A 21,019-nucleotide genomic window follows, 5' to 3' on the forward strand; every position below is an offset into this window, starting at 1 on the left:
ACGAGAGGGGAGCCATCGTGGGGGACGCCTCGGCATGGTCCGCCGCCACCGGCAACGAGGAATCGCTGTGGCTGCTGGAGAAGTTCGTCCCGGACAGCGCGGTCAACAACGTCGCGTTCGCGTTCCGCGTGCCCGGGACCCTTCGCCGGGACACGCTGAACTCCGCGCTGCGGCACGTGATCGCCCAGCACGACGCCCTGCGGACCCGGTTCCGGGTGGACGAGTCCCGCCTGGTGAAGTCGGTGGCCGACACGGCCGTCGAGTTCGAGGCGGTCACCGACCTGGTTGGCTTCGCCAACCAGGTCCTCCCGCTGGACGGCCGTCCGCTGCTGCGCGCTGGAATCCACAGTGGACCGAACGGCGACGAGGTGTGCCTGGTCGCGCATCACCTCGTGTTCGACGCGATCTCCGCGTTCGCACTCGGTGAGTCCTTGGCCGCCGCGTATGACGCGATCGAAGACCACCGTGAGCCGGAACCAGTGTCCAGTGCGCAACCGACGCAGGGGCAGCCGAGTGACTTCTGGCGGGACCACCTGGACGGGTTCGACCCCGACCGGCTCAGGCTGAACATCGACACCCATGAAAGTCCGCAGTGGACACTCGCGGGCTCGGAGGTCGACTACCACCTGCGCGCGGAAGTCCCGAACGTGATCCGCCGGCTGCGCAAGGAAATGCGCGCGCCGGACGCGGTGGTGCTGCTGGCCGCGTACTACGTTCTGCTCGCGTCCCACGGCGCCGGACCGGACCTGGTCGTCGGCTGCCCGTTCACCACCCGGGACGAGTCGTCGGCCCGCGCGATCGGTTTCCACGTGAACGTGCTGCCGTTGCGCGCGTCCGTGGACCGGACCGTGACCTTCCGACACCTGACGCGGGAACTCCGCACGCTGTTCTTCGCCGCGATGGACAACACCGCGGTCGACGTCGACGCTGTGCTCCCGCAGTCCACGCGGTCCTCGTGGCGTAACCCGATCTTCCGGCACGTCTTCAACTATGTGCCCACCGGCACCGACATGACGTTCCAGATCGGTGGCCTGACCGCGGAACAGGTGCCCCTCGAAGCCCGGTTCGCCAAGTTCGACCTGGAGTTCTTCCTGCTCGCCGCGCCGGACGACCTGCGGCTGCGCGCGGTGTACTCGACCGAGGTGCATTCCGCGCGGGACGTGGAAGCGTTGCTGCGCCGGTACGAGGCGGTGCTGCTGGCCCTCGACGCCAACGTCGACCAGCCGATCGGCGAGATCCCGCTGTGGGCCGGGTTGGACTGGTCGAGCCCGGCACCCCCGCACCCGGCCGTCGTGGAACCCGTCGCGGCGCTGGACGCGAACGACGCCCTCGTCCAGACGTTCGTGGGGCTGTGGAAGCAGATGCTCACCCGCGACGACCTGGACGCCGACTCCAACTTCTTCGCCAACGGCGGCCAGTCGCTGCTCGCCGCGCTGCTCGCGCAACGCGCCGAGGAGGTCGCCGGGGTGCCGATCCCGCTCGCGGAGTTCTTCACCCACGCGACACCGGCGACGCTGGCCGCGTACGTACGTGCGGGACAGGCTGCCTGATGACCGCCGGACTGAGGTCGCCAAGGCCGACGCCGTGGCGACGGTACCGGGCCGAGACCATGCACGGGCTGTTCCGGTGGTGTGTTGAGCGATGGCCGACGGCGGTCGCGTTACGTCACCACGACCGCGAGATCAACTACGCCGAACTGGACGCGATGTCGGACGGTTACGCGGCGGCGTTGGCGGCCAGGGGAGTGGGGCCGGGTCATTTCGTGCCTGTGCTGATGCCGAGGACCCCGGAGTTCATCGCGGTGCTGCTGGCCGTGCTGAAACGCGGCGCCGCGTACGCCGCCTTGGATCTGCGCTGGCCACGGCCCCGGTTGATCGACATGATGACCATGCTGGCCGCGCCTGTCGTGGTCACCGAGGCCGATGGCCCGTGGCCGTTGCCGGTGTGGCGTCCCGCGCTGGGCTCGGGGATCGCACTGCCGTTGCGGGTCAGCGGCGACGACGCGAGCGCGGTGTTCTTCACGTCCGGGTCGTCCGGCACGCCCAAGGCCGTGGTGTGCGCGCATCGTGGGACTGTGCGGCTGTTCGACGACTGGGACTTCGCGCCGGTCGGGTCGGGCGCGGTCATGCCGCAGTCACTGGCCGCGAGCTGGGACGCGTTCGGGTTGGACTCGTGGGGTGTGCTGCTCGGCGGCGGCACCCTGATCCTGTTGGACGAAGGCACCTTGGAACTCGCCCGCCGGCTGCGTGAACTGGTCCGCGACGAAGGTGCGAACACGGTGTTCGTGCCGACCGCGGTGTTCCAGATGATCGTGGAGACGGATCTCGACGCGTTCGCCGGTCTCCGGGTGGTCGGCACCGGCGGCGAGCGGCTGTCGCCGCGGCACGCCGCCCAGTTCGTGCGGCGACACCCGGGCATCCCACTGCATAACATGTACGGTCCGGTGGAGAGCACGATCGCCGCCACGGATCACGTTGTCCAGCCAGCAGACTGCGACCGTCCACACGGGATTCCCTTGGGGCACGCGCTGCCGGGCACCGACGCGTACGTGCTGGACGGCGACCGGCCGTGTGACGTCGGCGAGATCGGCGAGATCTGCCTGGCCGGGCAGGGCCTGGCGGTCGGCTACTGGCAGGACCCGGCGCTGACCGCGCGGAAGTTCGTCTCGGTCACCCTGGACGACGTGCCGACGCGGCTGTACCGCACAGGTGACCTGGGCAGCTGGACCTCGGACGGGCTGTTGCAGTTCCACGGCCGGCAGGACCGGCAGGTCAAGATCCGTGGACATCGGGTGGAGCCGGACGAGATCGAGCGGACCGCGCAGGATGTCGACGGGGTCGGCAGCGCGGTGGTCGTGCCGGTCGGCGGCGCCGACGGGAACTGGGAAGAGCTGTGCCTGTTCTACGTGAGCGTGGGCGAACTGTCCGAAGAGGACCTGCGGGCGCAGTTGGCCCGCCGGCTGCCGGGCTATCTCGTCCCTGGGCACGTGTATCGGATCGACCAGCTGCCGGTGCTGGAGGACCGCAAGGTCGACCGGCACGAGCTGCGGGCCGTCTTCGACCGGCACTGCGCGGCGGCCCAGGTCGACCAGCCACGGACGGCCACGGAACGGCTGCTTGCTGGCATCTTCACCGAAGTCCTGGGCGCACCGAACGTGTCCCGTTCGGCCTCGATGTTCACGATGGGCGGCAACTCGTTGTCGGTGGCCCGGATGTGCGTGCGGATCGACGAGGAGTTCGGCGTCTCGATCCCGGTGTCGCAGGTCTTCGAAGCCGCGACGGTCGCGGGTATCGCCGGATTGCTGGAGGGAACAGATGACTGAGTCGACCGCCCTTCCGCTGCTCCTGTCCGGCCGGACCGAGGGCGAACTGCGGGAACGGGCCCGGCACCTGCTGTACCACCTGGCCGACCACCCCGGGCTCGCCCCGGCGGACGTCGCCTTGACGTTGGCTGTCACCGAGTCGCGCTTGGCGCACCGGGCGGCCGTCGTCGGCGACCCGCTGTTGGGGCTGGCGGCGTTAGCGGCCGGCGAGTTCTCTGCCGACGTTCTACGGTCGACAGTATACAATTCACAGGCGCCAGTGTTCGTCTTCCCCGGCCATGGTCCACAGTGGACGGGAATGGCCATGGCGTTGCTGGAGTCCTCCGAGGTGTTCGCGACCCGGATGAGGGAGTGCGCCGCGGCGTTGAACCCCTTCACCGGCTGGGACCTGCTGGATCCCCCCGACCTTGACCGAGTGGACGTGATCCAGCCGACGCTGTGGGCGGTCCTGGTGTCCTTGTCCGCGCTGTGGGAGTCCTGGGGTGTGCGGCCGGCGGCGGTGGTCGGGCACAGCATCGGCGAGGTGGCCGCGGCCTGTGTGACCGGCGCCCTGTCGATGTCCGACGGGGCTCTGGTGATCGCCCGGATCGGCCAGGCGCTGGCGACGTTGGCCGGTTTGGGCGCGATGGCCGCCGTCGCGTTGCCCGAGGCGCAGGTCCGGGACTTGTTGGACGAACGGGTGGGCCTCGCCGGGATCATCGCGCCTGCCCAGACCGTGATCTCCGGTGACGCCGACGCTGTGCCCGCGGTCGTCGACGAAATCCGCGCTCGTGGCGGCTGGGCGCAACCGATCGCGATACCCATGGCCGCGCACTCACGGCATATCGACCAGATCAGCGATCGGTTGCGGGCGGACCTGGCGTCGATCCGGCCGCGCTCGGGCACGGTCCCGTTCTACTCGACCGCGACGGGACAGTTGATCGACACGGCTCGGCTCGACGCGGACCACTGGGTCGCGAGTCTGCGTAACCCCATGCTGTTCCAGTCGGCGGTCACCGCGGCACTCGGTGAGCACCGCGTGTTCCTTGAGGTGAGCCCACATCCGCTGCTCACCCTGGCTCTTCAGGAAACCGCCGAGGCGGCCGGTGTGGACGCGTTCGCCACCGGCACGCTCCGACGCGACGAAGGTGGCCTGGACCAGTGCCTGTCGGTCGCGGCGGGCCTGCACGTGCACGGCGTGGATATTGTATGGGAACGACCGTTCTACAATGGCAGTCGGATCCAGCTGCCGGGGACGGCCGCCGAACTCGTCGCGGAGCCGGTGTCGTCCTGGGTCGACACTGTCACCGGACTGTCCACCGCGGAGCGAAACCGGGTGCTGCTGCGGTTGATCCGTGACCAGGCGGCGGCCGCGCTCGGTGTGTCGTCGCTGGACGGATTCCAACCGGGGCAACCGTTCCGGGAGGTCGGGTTCACGTCGTTGATCAACGTCGACCTGCGCAACCGGCTGGCGGCCATCACCGGCCTGCGGGTGCCGGTGACCGCGATCTTCGACCACCCCACGCCGACCCGGCTGGCGGACTTCCTGGAGTCCCAACTGACCGGCACCCGCGCCGAACCCACCCAGGTCCGGGCGGTCGCGCAGGACGACCCGGTCGCGATCGTCGGCATGGCGTGCCGTTTCCCCGGCGGCGTGTCCTCGCCCCAGGACCTGTGGGAACTGGTGTCCGATGGCCGCGACGCGGTGGGCTCGTTCCCGACCGACCGCGGCTGGGACGTGGCCGGCCGCTACCACGAGGACGTCGACCAGGCGGGCCACTACTACCAGCGGGACGGCGGTTTCATCGAGAACGCCACCGAGTTCGACGCCGCGTTCTTCGGCATCTCCCCGCGTGAGGCCCTGGCGATGGACCCACAGCAACGACTGCTGCTGGAGGTGTCCTGGGAAGCCCTGGAGTCGGCGGGCATCCCCGCGGACTCGTTGCGAGGCAGTGACACCGGTGTCTTCATGGGCCTGATGACCCAGGACTACGGACCGGGCATCGACGGCCAGATGGCCGACTACGAGGGATACCTGTTCACCGGCGGCACCGGCAGTGTGGCGGCCGGACGGGTGTCCTTCACGTTCGGGTTCGACGGCCCCGCGGTCACCGTGGACACAGCGTGTTCGTCGTCGCTGGTGGCGTTGCACTTGGCGTGCCAGTCTGTACGGCTCGGCGAGTGTTCGCTGTCGTTGGCCGGGGGCGCGACTGTGCTGGCGAGCCTCGGTATGTTCATCGAGTTCAGCCGGCTGCGCGGCTTGGCCCCAGACGGCCGCTGTAAGGCCTTCTCCTCGTCAGCGAACGGTTTCGGGATCGGCGAGGGCGTCGGCATGGTCGCGATGGAGCGCCTGTCCGACGCCCAACGCCTCGGCCACACCGTGCTCGCCGTGGTCCGTGGCTCGGCCGTGAACCAGGACGGCCCCAGCTCCTGGCTGACCGCACCACACGGCCCGTCCCAGGAGAAGGTGGTCCGCCAAGCCCTCGCGAACGCCGGACTGTCCCCTTCGGACGTGGACGTGATCGAAGCCCACGGGACGGGCACGAAACTCGGCGACCCGATCGAAGCCCAAGCCCTGCTCGCGACCTACGGCCAGGACCGGGAGACCCCGATCCTGCTGGGCTCGGTGAAGTCGAACATAGGTCACGCCCAAGCCGCGGCGAGCGTCGCCGGTGTGATCAAGATGGTATACGGTATGCGCCACGGCCTCATCCCGGCCTCCCTGCACGTGGTGGAACCCACCCCGCACGTGGACTGGACCATGGGCGCGGTGCAAGTGGCCGCGGAACACACCCCCTGGCCGGAAACCGGCCGCCCCCGCCGCGCAGCGGTGTCCGGCTTCGGCGTCAGCGGCACCAACGCCCACATGATCCTCGAAGCCCCCGCGCCGCCCCCGCCCGCCGATCCGCGTGTCTCGCGTTCCGGGACGGTGCGTCGCGCGTTGCCGGACCATGAAATGCCCGTTGGGGAGGCAGCGGTCGTACCGTGGGTGCTGTCCGCCAAGTCCGCCGCCGCTCTTCGGGCTCAGGCCGAACGACTCCTTTCCGTCGAGTCGGATCCCGTTGACGTCGGCTACTCGTTGGTGACCACCCGGTCCGTTTTCGATCACCGGGCGGTCGTTGTTTCGGGCGATCCGCGGTCAGCTTTGGCGGAGTTCGCGGCCGGGGAGCCGTCCGCCGACGTGATCGAGGGTTCGGGACCGGGCGGGACCGGGCCGGTGTTCGTGTTCCCGGGCCAGGGGTCGCAGTGGGTCGGCATGGCGTCGGCGTTGCTCGCCGAGAACGAGGTGTTCGCGAACCGGATGAGTGAGTGCGCGGCGGCGCTCGACCCGCACGTCGACTGGGAGTTGTTGGAGGTCCTCACCGACGAGGAAACCTTGCTGCGGGTCGACGTGATCCAGCCGGTGTTGTGGGCGATGATGGTGTCCCTCGCCGCTGTGTGGGAGTCGTTCGGTGTCCGGCCGGCCGCCGTCGTCGGCCACAGCCAGGGGGAGATCGCGGCCGCGTGCGTGTCCGGCGCGCTGTCCATTGAGGACGCGGCGTTGGTGGTCGCGTTGCGGTCGCAGGCGATTCGGGCGTTGGCGGGTCGGGGCGGGATGGTGTCGGTTCCGCTGAACGAGGCCGCGGTACGGGAGTTCATCGCGCGGTGGGACGGGCGGATCTCGGTGGCCGCGGTGAACGGGCCGGCCGCGACCGTTGTCTCCGGTGACGCGGACGCGTTGGACGAACTGCTCGACCAGTACGCGGCCAAGGACGTCCGGGCCAAGCGGATCCCGGTCGACTACGCCTCCCATTCGTCCCATGTGGACGCCATCCGCGACAAACTGCACACCCTGCTGGCCCCGATCTCCCCCCGGACCCCGGAGATCCCGTTCCACTCGACCGTCCCCGGCGACCACGACCTGCTGGACGGCGAGTACTGGTTCACGAACCTCCGTGAGACCGTGAACTTCGCGCCCACGGTCGCGGAGTTGGTCGACGAGGGTCACACGGTGTTCATCGAGGTCAGCGCCCACCCAGTGCTGGCCATGGCGGTCCAGGACATCCTCGGGGACGCGGGCGTCGCCGTCGGCACCCTCCGGCGCGACGACGGCGGCCCGGACCGCCTGCTGATGTCCCTGGCCGAGGCGTTCGTCAACGGAACCGCCGTCGATTGGGAACGAGCGTTCCAGAATGGACGCAAGGTCGACCTGCCGACGTACGCCTTCCAACGGGAACGCTTCTGGCTCACCGCGAAGCCGCAGTCCACCGGCGTGCCCGGTGGGATGACGGCTGTCGAGCACCCGTTCCTGACCGCCAAGGTCGTCCTGCCGGATGAAGACCTCCTGGTCACAGGCCGGATTTCGGTGCAGGAACACCCGTGGCTGGTCGACCACGCCGTAAGCGGAACGGTGTTGCTACCCGGCGCGGCGTTGCTGGAGATGGCGCTGTTCGCGGGCGACCAGATCGGGTGGCCCACGGTCGACGAACTCACTCTGGACGCCCCGCTGCTCCTGGAAGACCACAGCGATGTGCAGGTGATCGTCGAACCCGCCGATGACACCGGACGGCGCCCGGTCAAGCTGTACTCACGGAACGCCGAAGACCAGCCCTGGATCCGGAACGCCATGGGTAGCCTCACCCAGGCCCCGGTGCCGACGGGCCCGATAGTTCCCTGGCCGCCCAACGCGATCCGCGTGGCCACCGACGGACTGTACGAGCAGCTCGCCACCTCCGGCTACGAGTACGGCCCCGCTTTCCAAGGCCTGCAAGCCATGTGGCGGGACGAGCAGAACCTCTACGCCGAGGTACGCCTCCCGGACTCCACCGCCGAGTTCGCCATCCACCCGGCGCTGCTCGACGCCGCCCTGCACGCCAGTGTGCACGCGATGGTCGGTCAAGGCCCGGTGCTGCTGCCGTTCTCCTGGAGCGGAGTGACCCTGCGCGCAACTGGCGCGACCGCGCTGCGTGTCCACATCGTCCTTAACGACAACACCATCACGCTCCACCTCACCGACACCGCGGGCCAACCCGTCGCCGACGTCACCGCCCTCGCGCTCAGGCCGGTCGCACCGGACGCTCTGCAAACCCGGAACGACCCGTTGTACGAGGTCAGCTGGGTGCCGGCGACGGTAGGCGAGCCACGGGACGTCGAGATCGTCAACTTCGCGGGCGACTGCGGCGAACAAAACCCGTCGGTCGTGGCCCGTACTCTCACCCAGGAACTCCTGGCCTACCTGCAGAACTGGCTCGCCGAGGACCATCCGGAGGACGCCCAACTGGTCGTGGTGACCCGCGGTGCCGTCGGGCCGGACGTGACGGACCTCGGCGGCGCCGCGGTCTGGGGGCTCATCCGGTCCGCGCAGTCGGAGCATCCGGGCCGGTTCGTCCTCGTCGACGTCGACGAGGACGAAGCGTCCGCGAAGGCGATCCGGGCCGCCGCGGCCGCCGGCGAGCCACAGGTCATCCTGCGCCAAGGCCAGATGCGGGTGCCCCGGTTGGCACGGGTCACCGCCAACGACGAGCTGCGCCCGCCCGCTGGCCCGTGGCGGATGGAGATCACGACCAAGGGCTCCATCGACAACCTGGCGCTGCTGCCGTGCCCGCAGGTGACCGAACCACTGGGCGAAGGCGAGGTCCGGGTCGGTGTCCGAGCCGCCGGGATCAACTTCCGGGACGTGCTGAACACCCTCGGCCTCTACCCGGGCGAAGCCGGCCGGCTCGGCCGGGAGTGCGCCGGGGTGGTGCTCGACGTCGGCCCGGGGGTCACCGGATTCCGGGTGGGCGACCGGGTGCTCGGGCTCGTCCCGGGGTCGTTCGCGCCGATCACGATCGCCGACCACCGGATGCTCGCGCGGATGCCCGCCGGGTGGACGTTCGAGCAGGCCGCCTCGATGCCCGCGGTGTTCCTGACCGCGCACCACGCCCTGATCGACCTGGCTGACCTGCGGCCAGGGGAGTCGATCCTGGTGCACGCCGCCGCGGGCGGGGTCGGCATGGCCGCCGTCCAGTTGGCGAGGCACCTCGGCGCCGAGGTGTACGGCACGGCCAGCCCGGCCAAGTGGGACAAGCTCCGCGAGGCAGGATTCGACGACGCGCACACCGCTAACACGCGAACGCTGGACTTCACGGAGAAGTTCCTTACCGTCACTGACGGCGAGGGATTTGACGTCGTGCTGAACTCGCTGGCCGGCGAGTTCGTGGACGCATCCCTGCAGCTCCTGCCGCGTGGCGGGCGGTTCGTCGAGATGGGCAAGACAGACATCCGCGACGAGGTGCCACCGGGTGTTTTGTACCAGACGATTGACATGCGGGCAACGGATCCGCTAAGGGTCGGCGAAATGCTCGCCGAACTGCTGGAGCTGTTCGCCCGCGGCGCGCTGACCCTGTTGCCCACCACCACGTTCGACGTCCGGCGGGCCAAGGAGGCGTTCCGGTACGTCAGTGCGGCCCGGCATGTCGGCAAGGTCGTCCTCACTGTCCCGGCCGGACTCGACCCGGACGGCGCGGTGCTGATCACCGGCGGCACCGGGACGCTCGGCGCCGAACTGGCCCGGCACCTGGTCGCCCACCACGACGTGGGCCATCTCGTGCTCGCCGGCCGGCGAGGTGCCCAAGCTCCGGGCGCGACGGACCTCGCCGAGGAGTTGACCGCCATGGGCGCGTTGGTCACCCTCGCCGAATGTGACGTCAGCGACCGGCAGGCCGTGGCGGACCTGGTCGCCGGCCTGCCGAACCTCACGGCCGTGGTACACGCCGCCGGTGTGCTGGACGACGCCATCGTCACCGCGCTGACACCGGACCACATCGACCACGTCTTCGCGCCGAAGGTCGACGCGGCCTGGCACCTGAGTGAAGCGACCGAACACCTGGACCTGTCCGCGTTCGTGCTGTTCTCGTCGGTCGCCGGCACGGTCGGCACCGGCGGGCAGGCGAACTACGCGGCGGCCAACAGCTTTCTGGACGGCCTCGCGCAGCACCGGGCGTCCCGTGGGTTGGCGGCGTCCTCGTTGGCCTGGGGGTTGTGGGAGCAGAGCAGCGGCATGACCGGGCACATGGCGGAAGCCGACCGGCTCCGGATGCGGCGCACGGGTGTCGCGCCGATGTCGACCGAGCAGGGCCTGGCCCTGTTCGACGCGGCCCTGCGGGCCAGCAGGCCGCAGCTGGTGACCGCGAAGCTCGACCTGACCGCGATGGCCGCGGACGCGCCCCCGCTGTTCCGTGGCCTGGTCCGGGCGCCGGCCAGGCGCGCCGCCCAAGCGGCCGAGCCGTTCAGTGAGTCCTTTGTGGACCGCTTGGCCGGGTTGACCGAGGCCGAACGGGACAGTGCCCTGCTTGACCTGGTCCGTGGCCACGCGGCGGCCATCCTCGGCCGTGGCTCGGCGTCGGACATCGACAGCACCCGGCCGTTCAAGGACTTCGGGTTCGACTCGTTGACCGCGGTCGAGCTGCGCAACCGGCTCGGCAAAGCCACCGGTCTGCGGCTGCCGCCCACGCTGGTCTTCGACTTCCCGACGCCGAAGGTCCTGGCCGAGCACCTGCGCGAGGAGCTGCTCCCGGACACCGAGCCCGACGAGGAATCGACCATGCTGGCGGCCATCGCCGCGATCCCGCTGCCACGCCTGCGCGACGCCGGGCTGCTGGACGCCCTGCTCAAGCTCGCCGGGCACGCACCCGAGGTGGCCGACGAGGTCGACGTCGACGACATGGACGAAGACGCCCTTGTCCGCGCGGCGATGGCCGTGGGGGACTGACATGAGCACCGCCAATGACAAGCTGGTGGCCGCACTGCGGACGTCGGTCAAGGAGAACGAACGTCTCCGCCAGCAGAACCGCCATCTCGAGAACGCCGCCAGGGAACCCGTCGCGATCATCGGCATGGCCTGCCGGTTCCCCGGCGGCGTCGCGTCTCCCGAACAGCTGTGGGACCTGGTGGCCGGCGGTGTTGACGCGATCTCCGGGTTCCCCACCGACCGCGGCTGGGACCTGGCCGAGATCGGCACCTCACTGGCCCACGTGGGCGGCTTCCTGAACGGGATGGCCGACTTCGACGCCGGATTCTTCGGGATCTCCCCGCGCGAGGCGCTGGCCATGGACCCGCAGCAGCGGCTGTCCCTCGAAGTGGCGTGGGAGGCGATCGAACGGGCCGGGATCGCGCCGGACACGTTGCACGGCAGCCCGACCGGTGTGTTCGTCGGCGCGATCGCGGACGAATACGGGCCGCGGATGCACGAGGGCACGGACTACACGGGCGGCTATCTCGTCACCGGGAAGACCACGAGCGTGGTGTCCGGGCGGATCTCGCATGTGCTGGCGCTGGAAGGGCCGGCCGTGACGGTCGACACCGCGTGCTCGTCGTCCCTGGTCGCGATGCACCTCGCCAGCCAGTCGCTGCGACAGGGGGAGTGTTCGCTGGCGTTGGCCGGAGGTGTCGCGGTGATGCCGACCCCCGGCCTGTTTGTCGAGTTCGGCCGGCAACGCGGGCTGGCGGCGGACGGTCGGTGCAAGGCGTTCGCAGCGAACGCGGACGGTACCGGCTTCGCCGAAGGCGTCGGAATCCTTGTGCTGGAAAGGTTGTCGGACGCCGAACGGCACGGCCACCCCGTCCTCGCGGTCATCCGGGGGACCGCGGTCAACCAGGACGGCGAATCGAACGGTCTGACCGCGCCGAACGGCCCGTCCCAGCAACGCGTGATCCGGCAGGCACTGGCGAACGCCCGACTGTCCACAGCGGACGTCGACGTGATCGAGGCGCACGGCACCGGCACCCGACTAGGCGACCCGATCGAAGCGCAGGCGCTGCTCGCCACCTACGGGCAGGGCCGGGACCGGCCGGTGCTGATCGGCTCTCTCAAGTCGAACATCGGGCACGCGCAGGCCGCGGCGGGCGTCGGCGGGGTGATCAAGACCGTGCAGGCGTTGCGACACGGAGTCGCACCCAGGACTTTGCATGTGGACGAGCCGACCCCGAACGTGGACTGGTCGGCGGGCGCGGCGTCACTGCTCACCGACCCGGTGCCGTGGCCGGAGACCGGGCGTCCGCGCCGCGCGGCCGTGTCGTCGTTCGGGATCAGCGGGACGAACGCCCACGTCATCCTGGAACAGGCGCCGCACACCGAGACTATATCCATCGTGGATATATCCCTGCTGGTGCCGTGCCTGGTCTCGGCGCGAACCGAAGCGGCCCTGCGGGCCCGGGCGACTGATCTGTCCCATACAGACGGAAGTCTTCTGGATATTGCATACTCCCTCGCGACCACGAGAACAGCGCACGAACACCGCGCGGCCGTGCTCGCGTCGAACCGTGCCGAACTGGCCCAGGGCCTCGCGGACCTGACCAGCCAGACCCGCACGGACGGGAAGACCGCGTTTCTCTTCTCCGGCCAGGGCTCGCAGCGCACGTCCGCGGGCGACGGGCTGGCCAGGTTCCCGGTGTTCGCGGAGGCGCTCGCCGAGGTGTGCGCGCACCTCGAAGAGGGTGTCCTGACCAGGGATCTCGGCCGGACCGAGTACGCACAGCCGGCGATCTTCGCGATCGAGGTGGCGTTGTTCCGGCTGGTCGAGTCGTGGGGGCTGCGGCCGGACTACTTGCTGGGCCACTCGATCGGCGAGTTGGCTGCCGCACACGTCGCCGGAATACTGTCTATCGAAGACGCGTGCCGGCTGGTGACGGCTCGGGGCCGGCTGATGCAGGCGTTGCCCGACGGCGGCGCCATGCTCGCGGTCCAGGCCACCGAGGACGAGGTCCGGCCGTTCATCAGCGGTGATATCGCGATCGCCGCGATCAACGGACCCCGCGCGATCGTGCTCTCAGGACCGGCGGACGCCATCGACGAGGTGGCTGCGGAGTTCAGCGAGAAGAAGCGGCTGCGGGTGAGCCACGCGTTCCACTCCTCGTTGATGGATCCGATGCTCACCGAGTTCGCGGTCGTGGTCGCCAGCGTTGAGTTCCGCAAGCCGACCATCCCAGTCATCTCGACGGTGACCGGGGAGCCGCTCACCGCCACACCGGAGTACTGGGTGCGGCAGGTCCGCGACCCGGTTCGCTTCCTGGACGGCGTCCGTAGACTGTATTCCCTTGGTGTGGACAGGTTCCTGGAGGTCGGGCCGGACGCCCCGCTGACCGGGCTCGTCGGCGACTGCGCGCCCGAACCGGTCGTCGCCGTCCCGGCGCTGCGACGGGACCGCGACGAGGAACGCACCATCGTCACCGCCCTGGCCACATTGTGGACCGCTGGCGCCACAGTGGACTGGAAGGCGTTCTTCGTCGACGCACGGACCGTGCCGCTGCCGACTTACCCGTTCCAGCGTGAACGCTACTGGCTGGACACACCGCCGGCGAACGCCACTGGCGTCGGGCTGACGGTCGCGGGACACCCTCTGCTCGGCGGCATGACCGTGCTCCCGGAATCGGACGGGATGCTGTTCGTCGGCCGGCTCTCCACCCGCGCGCATCCGTGGCTGGGCGACCACGTGATCGCCGGAACGGCACTGCTACCCGGGACCGCGTTCGTCGACCTGGTCGCGCACGCCGCCGAGCACGTCGGCTGTGCCCGAATCGACGAGCTGACCCTGCACGAGCCCCTGGCGCTGACCACCGATGTGGCCATCCAGATCGCGGTCCGCGACCGCGAAGTCACTGTCCACTCACGGCCCATGAACGCGCCGGACGACCAATGGACGAAGCACGCGACCGCGGCCCTGTCCACACACTCCGAACCAGTGTCCGGAGTGGACGAGTGGCCCGACGCGACCCAGGTCGACGTCGACGACCTCTACGACCGCCTCGCCGACCAGGGCCTCGCCTATGGGCCGACGTTCCGTGGGTTGCAAGCCGCGTGGGAACGTGACGGGGAGATCTTCGCCGAGATCCGGTTGCCCGAAGATGTCCCCAATGGACAGTACGGCGTTCATCCGGCCTTGCTGGACGCGGCACTGCACACCATGGTCGTCGCCGGTGAACCCGTCGGAGTGCCGTTCTCCTGGCAGGGAATCACGATCCACGCCTCCGGTGCGAACACGCTGCGAGTGCGGCTGACCCGCGTACGCCCGGGAACCGTGTCGCTGAACCTGGCCGACGGCAACGGCCGACCGGTGGCGACGATCGAGTCGCTCACTGTCCGGCCGCTCCGGGCCGAGGGATCGCGGAACCTGTTCGGGGTGGACTGGGTAGAAGCCGCCGCCCAGTCGCCGGACGTGACATTCACCGTGTTCGAACCACCCACCGACACGATTCGAAGCGCGACCCACGAAACCCTGGCAGCGCTTCAGGCGTGGTTGACGCGACCAGAATCCGACCGGCTGGTGGTGGTGACGAAGGGCGCCGTGGCCACGGACATCACGGCGGACGTGCCGAACCTGGCCGGAGCGGCGGTGTGGGGCCTGGTCCGCGCCGCCCAGGCCGAGCACCCGGACCGGTTCGTCCTGGTCGATGTAGACGGTATACCGTCTACCGAAGCGGCCCTTCCAGCGGCGCTCGCCGTCGGCGAACCGCAGGTCGCCATCCGGTCCGGAACCCTCCGCGTCCCCCGCCTGACCAGGGCGTTGGCCGGTCTTCAAGACCCACCGACCCAGGGGACAACGGTCTCAGACAGCCGCCAACCCGGATTCGGCGGGACCGTTCTCATCACGGGCGCCAACGGCGCACTCGGCCGGTTGGTGGCCAAACACCTGGTCGCGAACCACGGTGTTCGACGGCTCCTGCTGGTGGGTCGTCGCGAGCCCGAGGTGCCGGCGCTTGACGCCGAGGTCATTGTGGCGGCCTGTGACGTGGCCGACCGGGAAGCTTTGGCGGCATTGCTGGCGAAGCACCCGGTCAACGCGGTCGTGCACGCGGCCGGTGTCCTGGACGACGGCATCCTGGAGTCAATGACCCCAGACCGATTGGATACTGTATTCCGGGCGAAGGTCGACGCGGCCCTCAACCTGCACGAACTCACCCACGACCTCACCGCGTTCGTGTTGTTCTCGTCGGCAGTCGGCGTGCTGGGCGGTCCGGGACAGGCGAACTATGCGGCCGCGAACGCCGTACTCGACGCGCTCGCACAACACCGTCGGGCGAACGGCATGGCGGCGACCTCCCTGGCCTGGGGGCTGTGGGACACCTCCGGCGGAATGGCCGGCGGCCTGGACTCGGCAGCGGTCGATCGCTTGGCCCGCAACGGTGTTCTCGCGTTGCCGGAGCCTGAGGCGTTGTCGCTGATGGACGCCGGTGTGGCGCACGAACGTCCCGTGCTGGTGCCGGTCCGCCTCGGCCGTTCGCTCACGTCCGTGCCGCCGATCCTGTCGGAGCTGATTCGCGCGACGCCCCGGAAAGCCACGACCTCTGGCGTCACCGACCTCACGGCGTTGCCCGAAGCCGAGCGTGCGCGTGCCGCGTTGGAGTTGGTGCGGTCGGAGACCGCGCGCGTCCTCGGTCACGCAGGGGTGTCCGCAATCCCTGCGGGCCAGGCGTTCAAGGAGATGGGTTTCGACTCACTGACCGCCGTCGAACTGCGGAACCGTGTCAACATGGTCACCGGTCTGACACTGGCCGCGACCGCGATCTTCGACTACCCGACACCGACCGCCCTCGCCGACGAAGTACTCAGGCAGGCGTCAGGCAGCCGGCGAACAGTCGTCACCCAACGAACGGGCGTCAGCGACGATCCGGTCGCGATCGTCGGGATGGCCTGTCGATACCCCGGTGGGGTGTCGTCGCCGGACGAGTTGTGGGACCTGGTCGCCGCCGGCCGGGACGCGATCTCCGGGTTCCCCACCGACCGGGGCTGGGACCTGGCCGGGCTCTACGACCCCGATCCCGCGTCGATCGGCAAGTCGTACGTGCGGGAAGGCGGATTCCTGCACGACGCCGCCGAGTTCGACAGCAAGTTCTTCGGGATCTCCCCGCGCGAGGCCCTGTCCATGGACCCGCAGCAGCGGCTGCTGCTGGAGGCGTCCTGGGAGGCCCTGGAAGCGGCGGGCATCCCGGCCGACTTGTTGCGCGGCAGCCAAACCAGCGTCTTCGCCGGTGTGATGTACCACGACTACGGCGCTCGCATGCTCGCCGAGTCGTCCCCCACGCTGGAGGGCTACATCGGGAACGGCAGCGCGGGCAGTGTCGCCTCAGGGCGGGTGTCGTACCTCTTCGGCTTCGAAGGACCCGCGGTGACCATCGACACCGCGTGTTCGTCCTCCCTGGTGGCCATCCACCTGGCGGCTCAGTCGCTCCGGAACGGCGAGTGCACGCTCGCGTTGGCCGGTGGCGTGACGGTCATGTCGACCCCTCAGACCTTTGTGGAGTTCAGCCGGCAGCGTGGAGTGTCCCGCGACGGCCGGTGCAAGTCGTTCGCGAACGCTGCCGACGGCGTGGGCTGGTCCGAAGGCGTCGGCGTGCTCGTGTTGGAGCGACTGTCGGACGCCTCACGACTCGGCCATCGGGTGCTGGCCGTGGTCCGTGGTTCGGCGGTGAACCAGGACGGCGCGTCGAACGGCTTGACCGCGCCGAACGGCCCGTCGCAGGAACGGGTTATTCTGCAGGCGCTGGCGAACGGCCGTCTGACCACATCGGACGTCGACGTGGTGGAGGCGCACGGAACCGGAACGACCCTCGGCGACCCGATCGAAGCCCAGGCGTTGCTCGCGACCTACGGCCAGGACCGCGAGCGGCCGTTGTTGCTGGGCTCGGTGAAGTCGAACATCGGCCACACCCAAGCCGCGGCCGGCGTGGCCGGTGTGATCAAGATGGTCCTGGGCATGCGACACGGCCAGGTGCCCCGAACCCTGCACGTCGACGAACCCTCCGAACACGTGCGATGGGACGTCGGTGCGGTCGAACTGGCGACCACCACAGTGGACTGGCCGGAAACCGGACGGCCCCGCCGAGCCGGAGTGTCCTCGTTCGGCGTCAGCGGCACCAACGCCCACATCATCCTCGAGCAACCCGCAGCGAACAGCGAAGTCGGCAGTCTTCAAGACCCATCAACCCCCGGGTCGGCTGGTCTTGAAGACCTGCCAACCCCGGTTCCGTGGGTTCTATCCGGCCGGTCTCCGGCGGGGTTGCGAGCTTTGGCCGAGCGGCTCATGTCCTATGTGGACTCGCCTGCGGCTGATGTGGGGTTCACGCTGGCGACCGGACGGTCGGCGCTGGACTACCGGGCGGTCGTAGTCGGCGAGCATCGGGACGACTTCCTGGCCGGGCTCCGGGACGTGATGTCGGGCGAAGCGCCCGGTTGCCAGCCGGCCGGTCCGGTGTTCGTGTTCCCGGGGCAGGGTTCGCAGTGGGTGGGGATGGCGTCGGCGTTGCTCGTCGAGAACGAGGTGTTCGCGGAACGGATGGGGGAGTGCGCGGCCGCCCTCGATCCTCACGTGGAGTGGCAGTTGTTGGATGTTTTGGGGGATGAGGAAGCTCTGTTGCGGGTGGATGTGATCCAGCCGGTGTTGTGGGCGATGATGGTGTCCCTTTCCGCTGTGTGGGAGTCGTTTGGGGTTCGTCCGGTGGCGGTGGTGGGGCACAGTCAGGGTGAGATCGCTGCGGCTTGTGTTGCTGGCGCACTGTCTGTTGAGGATGGTGCGTTGGTGGTCGCGTTGCGGTCGCGGGCGATTCGGGTGTTGGCTGGGCGTGGCGGGATGGTCTCGGTGTCGTTGCCTGAGGCGCGGGTGCGGGAACTGTTCGGCCGGGTGGCGGTCGCGGCGGTGAACGGCCCGACGGCGACGGTCGTCTCCGGCGACCCCCAGGCGTTGGACGACCTGATGGCCGAGTGTGACCGACTGGACGTTCGCGCGAAACGGATCCCGGTCGACTACGCCTCCCATTCGTCCCATGTGGACGCTATCCGCGACGAACTGCGCACTCTGCTCGCGCCCATTCAGCCGAAGCCACCCGAGATCCCGTTCCACTCCACGGTTCCGGGCGACCACGACCTGGTCGACGCCGAGTACTGGTTCACCAACCTCCGGCAGACCGTGAACTTCGCGCCCACCATCGACGCGCTCGCGGCCGACGGACACCGAGTGTTCATCGAGGTCAGCGCCCATCCAGTGCTCACCATGGCCGTGCAGGACACCATCCAGGACGGCCTCGCCATCGGGACCCTCCGGCGGGACGAGGGCGGTATGCGGCGCCTGCTGTCGTCGCTTGGCGAGGCGTACGTCCACGGCGTCCCGGTCGAATGGGAACGAGCGTTCCAGAATGGATGCCATGTCGACCTGCCGACCTACCCCTTCCAGCGGGAACGGTTCTGGCTGCAGCCGGAGTCGTCAGCGGGTGACCTCGCGTCGGTCGGGCTACGGGCGGGCGATCACTCGTTGCTCGGCGCCGCGGTCGAGCTCGCGGAGGGCGGCTGTGTGTTCACCGGACGGCTGTCGTTGGCCACGCATCCGTGGCTGGCCGACCATGCCGTGGCCGGAACGGTCCTGCTGCCCGGCGCGGCCATGCTCGAAATGGCCTTGTACGCAGGGCAGGTGACGGGGTGCGGGACAGTCGACGAACTCACGCTGGAAGCACCGCTTGTGGTGCCCCGAGACGGCTCGATCGGCTTGCAGGTCATCGTCGGCGACCCCAACGACGACGGACGGCGGCCGGTCAGCCTCCACTCCACGGCCGATGACGAGACCTGGACCCGAAACAGCACGGGCCTCCTGTCGACGGCCACAAGCCCAGGCGCGGACCTCACCGAATGGCCTCCGCGCGGCGCCACGGACGTGCCCGTCGACCGTCTCTATCTGGACGCGGCCGTCGACTACGGCCCCGCGTTCCAAGGCGTCCAGGCGGCGTGGCGGCGTGGCGACGACCTGTTCGCCGAGGTCAGGCTGCCGGACGGGATCGACGGCAGGTTCGGTGTCCACCCGGCGTTGCTGGACGCGGCACTGCACCCCGCGTTGATCAACGAGCAAGGGCTCAAGCTGCCGTTCTCGTTCAACGGAGTCCACCTGCACAGCGCGGGGGCGAGAAACCTGCGCGTCCGCGTCTCACCCGTCGGCGAGGCGATCACGGTGGCGATCGCGGACGAGAACGGCCTGCCGGTGGCCACGATCGACACACTCCTGGCCCGGCCGGCGACACCGGACGACCTGGTCCCCAAGACCGACGCACTGTTCCATGTGGACTGGGTCGAGGCGGCGACCCGAGGCGACCACACCACCGAGATCGTGTTTGTGGAACCAGGAACCGGGGACTTCGCCGCGCGGGCGCACGCTGCGACCAGCCACGTGTTGAAGCTCGTGCAGGAGTGGCTGGCCCAGGACGACGCGGCCCGGCTGGCGATCGTCACCCAGGGCGCGGTCGGCGAGGTCACCGACCCGGCCGGGGCGGCAGTGTGGGGCCTGGTGCGGTCCGCCCAGTCGGAGCACCCGGACCGGTTCGTCCTGGTGGACTTCGATGGCGATGAGTCCACTTTGGCCACAGCCGTGGCGTCCGGCGAACCGCAGGTCGCGGTCCGTGCGGGCAAGATGTACGTGCCGAGGCTCGTCAAAGCCGCCTCGTCGACCGGCGAGTTCAGTCCACACGGGACGGTTCTGGTCACCGGAGCCAGCGGAACCTTGGGCACGCTGGTGGCCCGTCACCTGGCCGCCCAAGGCGTCGACCACCTGGTGCTGCTCAGTCGCCGCGGCCTCGCCGTGGACGATTTGGGTGTCCCGGTGACGGCGGTGGCCTGCGACGCGGCCGATCGTGCCGCCCTCGCCGAGGTCCTGTCCCAGGTCGGCCCACTGACGGCGGTCGTGCACTGTGCCGGCGTCCTCGACGACGGCTCGGTGGAGTCGCTGACCCCCGAACGGCTCGACATCGTTCTAGCGTCCAAAGTGGATGCTGTGGTGAACCTGCACGAGCTGACCGACAACCTGGAGGCGTTCGTGTTGTTCTCCTCGCTCGCCGGTGTCCTCGGCAGCGAAGGACAGGCCAACTACGCGGCGGCGAACGCCTTCCTGGACGCGTTCGCCCAGTTCCGGACGGCCAACGGCCAACCGGCCACGTCGATCGCGTGGGGCCTGTGGGAGCAGGACAGCGGCATGACCGGCCACCTGGGCGCCGTAGACCGCTCTCGCCTGGCCCGCCGAGGAATGCGCGCGTTGACCCAGACCGAAGGACTGTCCCTTTTCGACGCCGCCGTCCGGGCCGGCCAACCGGCCGTCGCGGCCGTGGGACTGGACACCGTGGCGCTCCGGGCGATGGCAGCCGACGGAACCACCCCGCCGCTGTTGCGAGGTCTGGTACGGGCCCCGGCCAAACGGGATGTCACGCTGTCGAGCCGGCTCGCCGGGCTGCCGGAGGACCAACGGCGTCGTGTGGTCGTCGACGAAGTCCGCAAGGCCGTGGCCACGGTACTCGGCCATGGTTCCGCGGAGTCGGTGAGCGCCACCCAGGACTTCAAGGGCCTAGGATTCGACTCCCTGACCGCGCTCGAACTACGCAACCGGCTGCACACGGCGACAGGCGTCCGGATGCCGGCGACCCTGGTGTTCGACCACCCGACGCCGGCCGCCGTCGCCGAGTTGTTGCTCGCCAAGCTCGCTCCGGCGGCCGAGCCGGACGGTGTCGAGCAGGTTCTCGGTGACCTGGACCGGCTGGACGGCGCGTTGTCGGCGTTGGCCGAACAGACCACCGACGGCGACCGGGTTACCGAAAGGCTGCGGGAGATCCTGCGGACGTGGACAGCCGGCCGGAGCGCGCCCGTGGACGTGCTGCGGGCGTCCGGCGCGGACGAGGTCTTCGACTTCATCGAGAACGAACTGGGGATCTCCTAGAGGAGTGCTGGGGCTTCGA

At 69.6% G+C, this 21,019-nt stretch carries 4 protein-coding genes; all 4 read left to right on the plus strand.

Annotated features, from left to right (window positions below):
* Positions 1-17 precede the first annotated feature (17 nt).
* From EV192_RS16625 to EV192_RS16640, 4 genes are read left to right on the plus strand one after another with little or no spacing between them, the layout of a single operon-like run.
* Positions 18-1,550 carry a condensation domain-containing protein gene (locus tag EV192_RS16625; RefSeq protein ID WP_132116162.1) on the plus strand — a complete coding sequence of 511 codons (1,533 nt, stop codon included), beginning with the start codon at positions 18-20 and terminating at the stop codon, positions 1,548-1,550.
* Positions 1,550-3,322 carry a non-ribosomal peptide synthetase gene (locus EV192_RS16630; protein WP_132116164.1) on the plus strand — a complete coding sequence of 591 codons (1,773 nt, stop codon included), beginning with the start codon at positions 1,550-1,552 and terminating at the stop codon, positions 3,320-3,322. The genes EV192_RS16625 and EV192_RS16630 overlap by 1 nt, the downstream gene beginning before the upstream one ends.
* The gene (locus EV192_RS16635) at positions 3,315-11,033 is read left to right on the plus strand and encodes a type I polyketide synthase (RefSeq protein ID WP_132116166.1); all 7,719 of its coding nucleotides are present in this window, start codon (positions 3,315-3,317) and stop codon (positions 11,031-11,033) included. The genes EV192_RS16630 and EV192_RS16635 overlap by 8 nt, the downstream gene beginning before the upstream one ends.
* Before the next feature lies 1 nt (position 11,034).
* Positions 11,035-21,000: a type I polyketide synthase gene (locus EV192_RS16640; protein WP_132116168.1), complete on the plus strand. Its 9,966-nt coding sequence runs from the start codon at positions 11,035-11,037 to the stop codon at positions 20,998-21,000.
* Positions 21,001-21,019 lie beyond the last annotated feature (19 nt).

The sequence above is a fragment of the Actinocrispum wychmicini genome, from assembly GCF_004345645.1.
Lineage (GTDB): Bacteria > Actinomycetota > Actinomycetes > Mycobacteriales > Pseudonocardiaceae > Kibdelosporangium > Kibdelosporangium wychmicini.

Excerpts from the sequence above, each read along its gene's own strand:
- EV192_RS16630 (WP_132116164.1), top strand. The coding sequence starts at position 1,550 with ATGACCGCCGGACTGAGGTCGCCAAGGCCGACGCCGTGGCGACGGTAC.
- EV192_RS16640 (WP_132116168.1), top strand. The coding sequence starts at position 11,035 with ATGAGCACCGCCAATGACAAGCTGGTGGCCGCACTGCGGACGTCGGTC.
- EV192_RS16635 (WP_132116166.1), top strand. The coding sequence starts at position 3,315 with ATGACTGAGTCGACCGCCCTTCCGCTGCTCCTGTCCGGCCGGACCGAG.